Origin of the sequence: Sphingorhabdus sp. (assembly GCF_041737645.1) — a bacterium.
Lineage (GTDB): Bacteria > Pseudomonadota > Alphaproteobacteria > Sphingomonadales > Sphingomonadaceae > Sphingorhabdus_B.
In genome coordinates, this window is the sequence record NZ_JBGSRI010000042.1 from 1 (window position 1) to 11,659 (window position 11,659).

The following is an 11,659-nucleotide window of genomic DNA, read 5'->3' on the forward strand; positions in this document are numbered from 1 at the left end:
CATACTCCGCTGTGCAGAAACTGTGCAGGTTTGGAGCGAAAGCGCGCGGAGTTCCATAACTGTGCAGGTGCTGTGTAGGGGAATATGCCTTATTTTCTTAAGTGATTCCAGCTATTTGCTGGAATCTTGTCACCCCGACCAGGGGAGAGGATACGAAGCCTTGGCCGCAAGGCCTAGGCGCAGTTGGAGAGGGGCCACAACGGTGAGGTCTGCGCACCAACTCCCCCTCTCCACTTCGTCTAATGGCTATAGCCATAAGACTGCGTACCTCTCCCCTGAAGGGGAGAGGGAAGAGCGAAATCTTATTTCCCCGCGGCTTGTAACTTTATCGCTGTTCTCTTCGAACCATCTCTGGCAAATTATTTTCGCCAAAGGGGGATTTGGGATGGATCATACAGAATTGAAGCCGGGGGACGTTATCAAGCGGCATCGCCTGTCCACGCGGTTATGGCATTGGACCAACGCGTTGACATTGCTTGTGATGCTCATGAGCGGATTGATGATCTTCAATGCCCATGCACGTCTTTATTGGGGCGATTATGGCGCAAATGACGACAAGGCCTGGTTGATCATTGATGATGCGGGCGACACCGGCTTCGTTGAAATTGCGGGCGTGCGTGTTGAAACCACAGGCGTTCTGGGCATCTGGAAGAATTCTGAAGGCGAAATCAAGCGCCGCGCCTTTCCGCATTGGGTTACCATCCCGTCGGCTTATGATCTCCAAGCGGCGCGGCGTTGGCATTTTACCTTTGCCTGGATATTGGCGGTTGCGCTGACGCTGTACATGGCGCGTTCGCTTTGGAACGGGCATGTTCGCAAAGATCTGCATATCCGCAAACGGGAATGGTCCCCGCGCCACATATTGCATGATATCAAAGAACACGCCCGGTTACGCTTTCCGACCGGCGCGGCTGCAAAAGATTATAATATACTGCAAAAACTCAGCTACATCGGAGTGATATTTGTTCTTTTGCCGCTGATTATCTTCACCGGCTTGACGATGTCACCTGCGATGAATGCGGCATGGCCGTGGTTACTGGACATATTTGGAGGCCGGCAATCGGCCCGCTCTCTCCACTTTATTGCAGCGTTCGGGCTGGTCGGCTTTTTCTTTGTCCATATCACGATGGTCGTTCTTGCCGGACCGATTAACGAATTGCGTTCGATGATTACCGGCAAATACAGGCTGCCGGGAAAAGTTGAACCAAGCTTTGAACCGCAAGCACCTCAAGCACCACAAGGAGAGCCAGCATGACCGATAGCAAAATGATTTTGCCACGCCGGAAATTCCTGAGCGCAGCGGCGTTGGGCGGTGGCGGTTTGCTATTGTCCGGTTGTGATGCACTCACCGAAAATGCAGGATTCCGGTCTTTTCTTCGTACAGGCGAGGCCTTGAATAAGGGCGCACATCGACTCATTTCGGACCGCAGTGCGCTCGCACCCGAATTTAGTGCAGCCGATATTTCGCCTGTTTTCAAGGCCAATGGATCGATAACGGGGGGCACAGCGGAATATGCCGCCCATTTGGCAACCAAATTTAGCGACTGGCAATTGCGGATCGATGGCATGGTACGCAATCCGCTAAACCTGGATCTCGCCAAATTGATGGCGATGCCTTCGCGTGAGCAAATTACCCGGCATGACTGTGTCGAGGGTTGGAGTGCGATTGGAAAATGGCGCGGAACCCCGCTCGGTATGTTGCTGAAGCAGGCGGATCTGTCGACCAAGGCGCGCTACATCGTCTTTCATTGCGCCGATCAATGGGGGCCGGGCGTTCCTTATTATGAATCCGTTGATCTGATCGATGCATTCCACCCGCAGACGATATTGGCATGGGGCATGAATGACGGTGTATTGCCGGTTCGGCACGGCGCGCCCTTGCGTCTGCGTGTCGAACGGCAATTGGGTTATAAGCAGGCGAAATATGTCATGCGGATCGAAGCAACCGACGATCTCAAGAAATTTTTCGGTGGCAAGGGCGGCTATTGGGAAGATGCCCATGATTATGACTGGTATGCCGGTATCTAACGCCAGCACCAGTTACGTAAGAAGCAACCTTACCGCGTGCGTGTGGGGAAAAGTCGTTTCAAACTGGCAACTTTGGGCTTGTCCCAGGTCACGATATACGGATGTGACGGGTTTTTGGCCATGAAATCCTGATGATAACCTTCGGCCGCAAAAAAGCTGAAGGTTTCGATTTTCGTGACGATGGGCTTTTTCCAGTAACCCGCTTTTCCCAGTTGCGCGATATAGGCCGATGCGGCTTTGCGCTGGGCGACGTTGGCTGGAAAAATGGCGGTGCGGTACTGGCTGCCGCTATCTGGACCCTGACGGTTCAGTTGCGTGGGATCGTGCGTCACTGAAAAAAAGATATGGAGCAAATCATTGTAGCTGACCACCGCCGGATTGTAGCGGATACGGACCGATTCAGCATGTGACGTGCGTCCGCCGCTGACAAGATCATAATCGGCATTGGCTTTGGTGCCACCCGAATAACCCGATTCAACGCTGGTTACGCCCTTGACGCGTTCAAAGACGCCTTCGATACCCCAGAAACAGCCGCCAGCGAACACTGCGGTCTGCGTGGTTTTGGGTTCGACAACCGGCAATTTGGGGGCGGCGATGCGGATGCCTTCTGCGGCATGGGCCATACCAATGGGGGCCGAACCGCACGCGGCCGTAAAGGCGACGGCAGCTAAAAGGGCGGCGAGCTTATCGAGGTGATGCAATTTCTTCATGAATAGACGCTCCAACCAATAACGACCCTGTGGCTTCAACCTCTTTAGTATTGGCTGTGGCCGGATCGACCATCACCAATCCTGCAACCCCAAGGGCAAAGCCGCCCAAAAGGCTTAAGAAAAGATCTGATCGCACAAAGTCGAAAATACGGTCCATGTTGTTTCTCTTGTTAACGCCTATTCGGCGACACGAACAAATACGTTACCGGGTCGCAAAAGGTTTCATGCAGAGCGCGCGTTAAACCGCGCTTAACGGGCCGTTATTATCTGCTCATATGCGCTCAAACGAGCGCGGCGCACGCCGACTGGATGCGTGTGCAAGCTTCTTTCAGTATTTCCGCCGAGGTTGCGTAGGAAATACGGAAGCCAGGTGACAATCCAAAAGCACCGCCATGCACAGCGGCAACGCGGTGATCGTCGAGGAAATAGTCAATCAAATCGGCATCGCTTTCGATCTTCTTCCCCTTAGGCGTCACTTTGCCCATGACGCCGCTGGCGTCAGGATAGACATAGAAGGCGCCTTCCGGCGTGGGGCAGCTCAGCCCCGGCGCATCGTTCAGCATCGCGACGACCAGATCGCGGCGCTCCTTGAACGCGGCATTGCGTTCGCGCAGAAAATCCTGCGGTCCGTTCAGCGCGGCGAGCACTGCATATTGGCTGATCGAACAAGGGTTACTGGTCGATTGCGATTGCAAATCAGCCATCGCCTTGATCAGCCACGCAGGCCCGCCCGCATAGCCGATGCGCCAGCCGGTCATGGCATAGGCCTTGGACGCGCCGTTCATGGTAAGTGTGCGGTCATACAGACCGGGACACACCTGCAGCATCGTCGCAAAGGGCGACTGTGCATACCAGATATGTTCATACATATCGTCGGTCAGCAGCATGACGTGCGGATGGTGCAGTAGCACCTCTCCCAGTTCTTTCAGCTCGATCGCATTATATGCAGCCCCGGTCGGGTTGGACGGGGAGTTGAGGATTAGCCAGCGGGTCTTGGGTGTAATTGCGGCGTCCAGTTGTTCCGGCGTAATCTTGTAGTTCTGCGCCGCGGTCGCCATGACAATGACCGGCGTGCCGCCAGCAAATTGCACGATATCGGGATAGCTGACCCAATAAGGCGCCGGGATAATGACCTCGTCACCCTTGTCCAGAGTGGCGACCAGCGCATTGAACAATGTGTGCTTGCCGCCCGAATTTACCGTGATCTGTTTGGGGGTGTAATCGATACCGTTGTCGCGCTTGAATTTCGCGATGATTGCCTGTTTCAGCGGGGCGATGCCGTCGACCGCGGTATATTTGGTCATGCCATCGCGTATCGCCTGAATTGCGGCGTCCTTGACAAAGTCAGGGGTGTCAAAATCAGGTTCCCCCGCCGACAACCCAATGACATCAATGCCTTGTGCCTTCAGGTCAATCACCCGGCCCGACATGGCAAGTGTGGCGGAAGGGGCGATCCGGCCGAGGGCGGCGGACAGGCGGTCGATCATGGGACTGGCTTTCACGGGCTGAATTGAACGCAAATTGCGCGCTTGCCCCTAATGCCTCACCGAAAATTACGCAACCCTTGTGGCCCGGATTAATCCCCGCAAAGAGTTGCCGACATAAAAAGGCGCGTCCAGATCAGCAGCGAACAGGTCTGCCTCCAATGCTTGTCCCATATCGACCAACTCGCGCCTCAGGACAGAGGGCAGCAGTCCTGTTTCCAACCGGGGCGTATGCAGCTTTCCGTCGCGCTCGACAAAAAGAGCGGTAATGCTGCCTTCGGTCAGAAGTCCGTCCGGGGTGATGAACAGAACCTCGTCGCAATCGGGGCGGGATCGCCGCGCCTCGTCATAAAAAGCGCGGTCGCTGGTTTTGTGGCGCAGACGGAAGTCGCCGCTATCAACAGGCAGGGGAACCACTGCCACGCGCCAGTCGGATGTCTCGGTCAGTGGCCGGACCTCGATCGCAATTGCGCCCTTTTTTGACGCGAGCAGCCTTACCTTGGACAACATATCAAGATGAAAGGTTGCAGCGTGTAACCGGTTGCGTGCTTCATGCCGGTCGAATTCGAAACCGAATGCATGTGCGCTTGCTCTCATGCGCTCCAGATGAAGCTCAAGCCGCAATAACCCCTGTGCCGGTTCAAAGCGCATTGTCTCGATCAGATCAAAGCCATAGCCACCCAATTTTGCAAAATCTCCCTTCGCCAGACACTCCGCCCATTCCGCATTCACGTCGGAATCTGCGATAATGCCGGATCCTAAGCCCAATGAAACCGTCTTCGACGTTTCGCACAAGGTAAAAGTCCGGATGGCCACATTAAAGGCTGCATCGCCGTTGGCGTCAATCCGTCCGATAGACCCGCAATACAGCCCGCGCCGTGCAGCTTCGGTCTGTGCGATAATCTGCATCGCACGGATTTTCGGCGCGCCGGTAATGGAACCGCATGGGAAAAGCGCCTTTATCACATCTATTGCGTCCTGTTCGGGGCGCAACAGTCCGGTAACGGTCGAGGTCATCTGATGGACGGTCGGGTAACTTTCGACGTGGAATAGGTCGGGAACGGCGACCGATCCAGGCGTGCACACACGCGACAAGTCGTTCCGCAACAGATCGACAATCATAAGATTTTCGGCGCGCTGTTTCGGATCGGTCCGCAACATTACCGCTTCTGCCAAATCAGCGGCCGGATCCGCCCTGCGCTCGGCGGTTCCCTTCATCGGCTTTGTCGTAACGCGCCGGTCTTTGGCTGCAAAAAACAATTCGGGCGAAAATGACAGATAATGACGCTCGCCTGTCCAAATCACGCCGCCATAGCCCGCCGCAGCCCGCGGGCGCAGCGCGGCGTAAAGCGCAAGCGGGTCACCTGCATAGTCGGCAGTGAGCGGAAAGGTCAGGTTCGCCTGATAGATATCGCCCGCCTTGATATAATCCTGCACCGCGGCAAAGGCCCTTGCATAATCGTCCCGGCTTATCTGCGGTTTCAGCGGCGACAACCATGATCCTGCCGGGTCGGGCAGGCATGACGTTATGGCGTCTGACCCAAGTTCTTGATAATCTGTGAATAATCCAAACCACGCAAGTGGACCGGTTGATGCAGCGGGAAGTTGAGGCAAAAATGCGGCGCCTGCGTCATAGCTGAGAAAACCCGCCGCGTGCAGGCCATCTTTGCGCGCCGACCGCAGATTTTCGAGCAGATCGCCCACCTCATTTTCGGTCTGCGCGGTCAAAACGGCCACCGGACCGGAATATATCCGCGCCGGCGCAGCCCCCGAAATGCGGGCGTCGTCAAGGATGACAAAAGGACCTTTGCGAAACGCTGGAGCGGGTGAGGGGAATCGAACCCCCGTATTCAGCTTGGGAAGCTGCTGCTCTACCATTGAGCTACACCCGCGTACCGCGTGCAATTATCGGGCAAATGCAAGATTGGCTAGGCCTTGAGCCGCTCTGCGTGCCAAGCGAGATGGTCGGCCATGAAGGTGGAGATGAAATAATAGCTATGGTCATAGCCCGGCTGCATCCGGATTGTTGCCTTTTGTCCGGCGGCCTCGCACGCCGTCACCAGCAAATGCGTTTTGAGCTGGTCAGCGAGGAAATTGTCTGCTTCGCCCTGATCGACCAGCAAATCAGGTAATCGGGCACCCCCTTCGATCAAGGCGCAACTGTCATATTCAGCCCATGTTTCCCGATCCGGCCCAAGATAGCCGCCCAAAGCTTTTTCACCCCAAGGACAATTTAGCGGCGAAACTATGGGCGCGAACGCCGACGTCGCCTTGTACTTTGCGGGGTTACGTAATGAAATTGTCAGCGCGCCATGGCCACCCATCGAATGCCCCATAATCCCTTGCCGTTGCATATCGACAGGGAAATGCTCCGCCACCAAAGCCGGTAATTCGCTCTCGATATAGCCGCGCATCCGGTAGTGTTCGGCAAAAGGTTCGACCAACGCATTGACATAAAAACCCGCGCCTAGTCCAAAATCATAAGCGGCATCGGGATCATCGGGGACATTCTCGCCACGCGGGCTGGTATCGGGCGCGACGAATATCAGGCCAAGTTCCGAACAGGCGCGGCGAAATTCGCCCTTGTCGGTGACATTGGCATGGGTGCAAGTGAGACCGGACAGGTACCAAATTACAGGCAATTTGGCACCCGGCGCGTGGGGCGGGACATAGACCGAAAAGGTCATGTCCGTCCCCGTCGCGGTAGAATGATGTTTATAGACGCCCTGCACACCCCCAAAAGCGGTGTTTGTAGAAACCGTTTCGAATGTCATGCAAGGGGTCCTTGTTTAGTCGGTTACGCGGTGCAAGGCGCACAATTTGTTGCCATCCGGATCGCGCAAATATGCAAGATACATCTTCATGCCATTGCCTTCACGAATGCCGGGCGCGTCTTCAATCGCTGTGCCGCCATTGGCAACGCCAGCCTCATGCCACGCATCGGCGACTTCAGGGGTCATTCCAAAACCAACGGTGCAGCCATTTCCAGCCGTAGCAGCTTGCCCGTCAATTGGTGGCGTGACCAGAAACAGCGAGCCATTGTGCATATAAATAAGGCGACCTTTGGGATCCAGAATGCCTTCCTTGCCACCCATCGCAATAAATGTTGCGTCGTAAAATTTCTTGGAACGGGCAATATCGTTACTGCCGACCATCATATGGCTGTACATGTTTCTTCTCCTCTAGATGAATATAGCGCCGAAGGCTCCGCCCGCTTTGACCATCAACCCTTATGGGGTGCAAGCCCAAATATGACAAAAAACTATCCCCTTCCAAACCCGTCACCCTGAACTTGGTTCAGGGTGACGGTGAGGTGAAAAAATCGCCCCGTTTCCCTTTCTCCTTCAGGGGAGAGGAGCGAGACTTGCGAATTTATTCGCTAGTCGCAGCGGAGAGGGGTTCGACGGTGAGGTGCGTGCGCGAACTCCCCCTCTCCAACTACGCCTAGGCCTGAAGGCCAAGGCTCCGTATCCTCTCCCCTGAAGGAGAGAGGAGAACTCGATCCCTTTTCCCTTCTTCCCTATCTTCCTTCTGACGAAAATAGCCCCCGGCCCAACATTCCACCCCTTATTCCCACAAAGGCTTCTTCGCCTTGCGCCGTGCTTCTGCAGCTCCGAGTGCTTCGGCTTTGCGGATGATCGACTCCTTTACGGCTTCGACATCGACCGGTGCCCGGTTCCAGGCAACGCGCTGATGACCCCGTCGCTTTTCGTAAAAGGACAGAAGCCGGATTGCCTCGTCAAACCGGCCCGGGCGGATTTCGCGCGGGACGCCGATATAATAATTGTCGGTCTGGTCAATCGCGTCATAGAGCAGGCGGACCTCCATGGCCTGTAGGCCGATTTTCAACGCTTCGGCCCATTCCTTGGCGAAAGGTGTCCATTTATTCCGGCGGGTATAAGCCGAAGGGCGGTTATGCCCCGCCGCAGCACAGGCCATCGTCACATTGCAAGTTGTGGCGAGCGTGTCGAGGAACCGTTTTTCTTCCGCGCGGGTCCAGCCATTTGGTCCTGCGCGTTGGGTCCGGCGGGGCACGCCGTTGGCGCTTTGCGTGATGATCAGCGCCGAACCATCGCTGTCCCACCGCGCGCCGGAGGGAGTCGGGCGGTCTTCGTTGGCCAGACGCGTATTGGCTTGCGCCCGGGCGGCTTCCATGTCGGCGGCAAATTCAGGGTCCCTTTGCCTTTTGCGGTAAACAGAGGCGTTGTTGACCTTCGCCTTGTCACTGGCCAGTCTGACGTTGCCGGTTTCGGCCAGCGCTTTCAAAAAGCGCGCCTGCCAGCGCGGCGGACGGGATATGCGGGTTCGCATGACAGGGTCCTTTCAAGATGTGGGGAAACAGGCGCAAAGGCGGCGACCCCGGCTTTGCGACTGTACCCTTATCTAAAAGACACACCGTCACGCTGTCAAGGAAAAGAACCTATTTGGTTATTATTTGCTATAAGCGGGAATGGCCCAGCCTTTCAGGATAGCCATCGCACGCAGGATGAAACCGGCCAGTGCGCTCAGGCCCGCAGCCAAAAGCACGGGTAGGCCAAGCCAGAGCAGCAGCACGAACAGGCCAGAGGCAAGCGCGGCGGCGGTGACATAGATTTCGGGTTTGAGCAGGATCGACGGTTCACCTGCCAACACGTCGCGGATGATGCCGCCGACGCAGGCGGTGATAACGCCCATCATCATCGCGGGCAGCAAGGGTACGCCCAGCGTCAGGGATTTCCACGCGCCAAATACGGCATAGATGGCAATGCCGATGGCATCGAACCAGTCGAGCGCGCGGGCGTTCCAGAAGGTTTTTGGGGTGACCCACACCAGCCCGGCCGTCACCAGACAAGTGGCGGCAAAGCGCCAGTCATGCACCCAGAACACCGGCGCACCGATCAACAGATCGCGCACCGTGCCCCCGCCAACGCCGGTGACCAGCGCGAAAAAGGAAAAGGTGACGAGCGTCTGGCCGCGTTGTGCTGCGGCCAACGCGCCCGATGCGGCGAAGACCGCAATGCCGAACACGTCGAGCCAGGCGATCAGGGCCGGGGCCAGTTGGACGGCCTCCTGGATCACGCCTACATATGGATCGGCTTGCCCGTTACCGCCATCGCCGCCTCTTTCAAGGCTTCGGCTTGGGTGGGATGGGCGTGGCAGGTATAGGCAATGTCTTCGGACGTCGCGCCAAATTCCATCGACAGTGCAGCTTCGGCGATCATGCTGCCCGCGATCGAGGCGATCATGTGGACGCCGAGCACGCGGTCGGTTTTGGCATCGGCGATGACTTTCACAAAACCGTCGGTGTCGCGGTTGGTCTTGGCGCGGCTGTTCGCCATCATCGGGAATTTGCCGACCTTTATCTCGCCCTTTGCCTTGGCTTCTTCCTCGGTCAGGCCGACGCTCGCGATTTCCGGATAGGTGTAAACGACGCCGGGAATGACGTCATGGTTCACTATTCCTGTGAGGCCTGCGGTAAATTCGGCGGCGGCGATTCCTTCATCTTCTGCCTTGTGCGCGAGCATCGGGCCGGGGACGACGTCGCCAATGGCGTAGATGCCGGGGACGCTGGTCTGGAAATCATGGCCGATGTCGATCTGACCACGGGCGTTGGTGGTGAGACCGGCCTTTTCGAGCGCGAGGCCCTCGGTATTGGGCCTGCGACCGATGGCGACGAGGACGCAATCGGCTTCGATCCTCTCGGATGCACCGCCTGCGGAGGGTTCAACGGTTAGTGTGGCCTTGCCACCCTTGACGCTTGCGCCGGTGACTTTGGTGCCGGTGCGGATATTGAAGCCCTGCTTCTTGAAAATCTTGGCGGCTTCCTTGCGGACTTCGCCGTCCATGCCGGGCAGGATCTGGTCAAGATATTCTACCACCGTAACCTCGGCACCGAGACGCAGCCAAACACTACCAAGTTCCAGCCCGATCACACCGCCACCGATGACAACCATATGCTTCGGCACTTTGGACAAAGCCAGCGCGCCGGTGGAATCGACGATGACCTTCTGGTCAATGTCCACACCGGGTAGTGGCGTGACCGAGGAGCCCGTGGCGATCATGATTTTCTTTGCGGTGTAGATTTTGCCCGCGACATCGATGCTATTCGGTGAGGTAAAGGCGGCGTGGCCTTTCAGCCAGTCGACCTTGTTTTTCTTGAACAGGAATTCGATTCCGCCGGTCAACTCCCCCACTGCCTTCGTCTTTTCAGCCTGCATCTGGTCAAGGTTCAGCGCCACGCTTTTGAAGTCGATGCCGAATTTGGCGAGCGCACCCGAATGGGCTTCATGATAAAGTTCGGACGCGTGCAGCATCGCCTTGGACGGGATGCAACCGACATTCAGGCAGGTGCCGCCCAATGTTTCGCGGCTTTCCACGCAGGCGGTTTTCAAGCCGAGTTGGGCGGCGCGGATTGCTGCGACATAACCGCCGGGACCTGCGCCGATGACGATCAGGTCATAATCTTGTTCTGCCATATTATCGGCTCCTTAAAGGTCGATCAGCAACCGGGTGGGGTCTTCGATCGCTTCCTTGATTGTCTTCAGCGCGGTCACTGCCTCGCGGCCGTCGATCAGGCGGTGGTCGTAGCTGAGCGCGAGGTACATCATCGGACGGATGACGATCTCGCCGTTTCGCACGACCGGTCGATCCTCGATACGGTGCAGGCCGAGCACGGCAGACTGCGGGGGGTTGATGATCGGGGTCGACATCAGGCCGCCAAAAACGCCGCCGTTGGAAATGGTGAAGGTGCCGCCGGCCATGTCTTCCATGGTCAGCGTGCCTGCCTTGGCGCGTGCGCCGAAATCGCCGATGGCCTTTTCGATATCGGCAAAGGACAGCTTGTCGGCGTTGCGGACGACGGGGACGACCAGGCCGTTCGGCGCGCTGACTGCGACCGAGACGTCGAGATAATTGTGATAGACGATTTCATCACCGTCGATCTGCGCGTTGACCGCCGGGATATCGTGCACGGCAAGCGCGACGGCCTTGGTGAAGAAGCTCATGAAGCCGAGTTTCACGCCGTGCTTCTTTTCGAACAAATCTTTGTACTTCTCGCGCGCGGCAATCACTTCGCTCATGTCGCAGTCGTTGAAAGTGGTCAGCAATGCGGCGGTTTCCTGCGCCGACTTCAGGCGCTTGGCAACGGTCTGGCGCAGGCGGGTCATGCGGACTCGTTCTTCCTGACGACCGGCAACCGCGGGCGCAGCAACCGATACAGCGGCGGCAGGTGCAGCGGCAGGCGCACCCTTTGCAGCCGCAACAACATCTTCCTTGGTCAGGCGGCCGTCTTTGCCGGTGCCTTTGATTTTGCTCGGGTCGATGCCGAGTTCAAGCACCAGACGCCGGACGGCTGGCGATAAAGGCAGGTCGGAATTTTCGGCAGGTGCCGCAACAGGCGCAGGCGCAGGTGCCGTGGCAACCGGTTGGGGCGCAGCCGCAGCCGCAGCAGGTGCGGGC

General features: G+C 57.2%; 12 protein-coding genes and 1 tRNA gene. 2 read left to right on the forward strand and 11 right to left on the reverse strand.

The window, feature by feature from the left end:
• Positions 1-385 precede the first annotated feature (385 nt).
• Positions 386-1,255 carry a cytochrome b/b6 domain-containing protein gene (locus tag ACEW72_RS06860; protein WP_373475640.1) on the forward strand — a complete coding sequence of 290 codons (870 nt, stop codon included), beginning with the start codon at positions 386-388 and terminating at the stop codon, positions 1,253-1,255.
• Entirely contained in the window at positions 1,252-2,028 is a 777-nt protein-coding gene (locus tag ACEW72_RS06865; RefSeq protein WP_373475641.1) for a molybdopterin-dependent oxidoreductase, read from the forward strand. Before ACEW72_RS06860 ends, ACEW72_RS06865 begins: the two co-directional genes overlap by 4 nt.
• Before the next feature lie 29 nt (positions 2,029-2,057).
• On the opposite strand, the gene msrA is transcribed toward ACEW72_RS06865, so the two are convergent.
• The 11 genes from msrA to odhB form a co-directional block, all read right to left on the reverse strand.
• Entirely contained in the window at positions 2,058-2,738 is a 681-nt protein-coding gene (msrA, locus tag ACEW72_RS06870; protein ID WP_373475642.1) for a peptide-methionine (S)-S-oxide reductase MsrA, read from the reverse strand.
• Positions 2,713-2,895, reverse strand: coding sequence for a hypothetical protein (locus ACEW72_RS06875; RefSeq protein ID WP_373475643.1), 183 nt, complete (start codon positions 2,893-2,895; stop codon positions 2,713-2,715). Before ACEW72_RS06875 ends, msrA begins: the two co-directional genes overlap by 26 nt.
• A 124-nt stretch (positions 2,896-3,019) precedes the next feature.
• On the reverse strand, positions 3,020-4,222 hold the full coding sequence (locus tag ACEW72_RS06880) for a pyridoxal phosphate-dependent aminotransferase (RefSeq protein WP_373475651.1): 1,203 nt from the start codon (positions 4,220-4,222) through the stop codon (positions 3,020-3,022).
• 69 nt (positions 4,223-4,291) lie between these two features.
• Positions 4,292-5,959, reverse strand: a complete 1,668-nt coding sequence (gene pabB / locus ACEW72_RS06885; RefSeq protein WP_373475644.1) for an aminodeoxychorismate synthase component I — start codon at positions 5,957-5,959, stop codon at positions 4,292-4,294.
• Between the two features lie 81 nt (positions 5,960-6,040).
• Positions 6,041-6,114, reverse strand: a tRNA-Gly gene (locus tag ACEW72_RS06890).
• 36 nt (positions 6,115-6,150) lie between these two features.
• A complete protein-coding gene (fghA, locus tag ACEW72_RS06895) occupies positions 6,151-6,996 on the reverse strand; it encodes an S-formylglutathione hydrolase (RefSeq protein ID WP_373475645.1) in 846 nt (281 codons plus the stop codon).
• A 15-nt stretch (positions 6,997-7,011) separates the two neighbouring features.
• Positions 7,012-7,392 carry a VOC family protein gene (locus tag ACEW72_RS06900; protein ID WP_373475646.1) on the reverse strand — a complete coding sequence of 127 codons (381 nt, stop codon included), beginning with the start codon at positions 7,390-7,392 and terminating at the stop codon, positions 7,012-7,014.
• 397 nt (positions 7,393-7,789) lie between these two features.
• Positions 7,790-8,533, reverse strand: coding sequence for a hypothetical protein (locus tag ACEW72_RS06905; RefSeq protein ID WP_373475647.1), 744 nt, complete (start codon positions 8,531-8,533; stop codon positions 7,790-7,792).
• A gap of 120 nt (positions 8,534-8,653) precedes the next feature.
• On the reverse strand, positions 8,654-9,229 hold the full coding sequence (locus ACEW72_RS06910; protein WP_373475648.1) for a trimeric intracellular cation channel family protein: 576 nt from the start codon (positions 9,227-9,229) through the stop codon (positions 8,654-8,656).
• 53 nt (positions 9,230-9,282) lie between these two features.
• Entirely contained in the window at positions 9,283-10,677 is a 1,395-nt protein-coding gene (lpdA, locus tag ACEW72_RS06915; protein ID WP_373475649.1) for a dihydrolipoyl dehydrogenase, read from the reverse strand.
• 12 nt (positions 10,678-10,689) lie between these two features.
• Positions 10,690-11,659: 2-oxoglutarate dehydrogenase complex dihydrolipoyllysine-residue succinyltransferase (gene odhB / locus ACEW72_RS06920; RefSeq protein ID WP_373475650.1), on the reverse strand; the 970-nt coding region annotated here is incomplete at its 5' end.

Excerpts from the sequence above, each read along its gene's own strand:
- ACEW72_RS06860 (WP_373475640.1), top strand. The coding sequence starts at position 386 with ATGGATCATACAGAATTGAAGCCGGGGGACGTTATCAAGCGGCATCGC.
- ACEW72_RS06865 (WP_373475641.1), top strand. The coding sequence starts at position 1,252 with ATGACCGATAGCAAAATGATTTTGCCACGCCGGAAATTCCTGAGCGCA.
- msrA (WP_373475642.1), bottom strand. The coding sequence starts at position 2,738 with ATGAAGAAATTGCATCACCTCGATAAGCTCGCCGCCCTTTTAGCTGCC.
- ACEW72_RS06875 (WP_373475643.1), bottom strand. The coding sequence starts at position 2,895 with ATGGACCGTATTTTCGACTTTGTGCGATCAGATCTTTTCTTAAGCCTT.
- fghA (WP_373475645.1), bottom strand. The coding sequence starts at position 6,996 with ATGACATTCGAAACGGTTTCTACAAACACCGCTTTTGGGGGTGTGCAG.
- ACEW72_RS06900 (WP_373475646.1), bottom strand. The coding sequence starts at position 7,392 with ATGTACAGCCATATGATGGTCGGCAGTAACGATATTGCCCGTTCCAAG.
- ACEW72_RS06905 (WP_373475647.1), bottom strand. The coding sequence starts at position 8,533 with ATGCGAACCCGCATATCCCGTCCGCCGCGCTGGCAGGCGCGCTTTTTG.
- lpdA (WP_373475649.1), bottom strand. The coding sequence starts at position 10,677 with ATGGCAGAACAAGATTATGACCTGATCGTCATCGGCGCAGGTCCCGGC.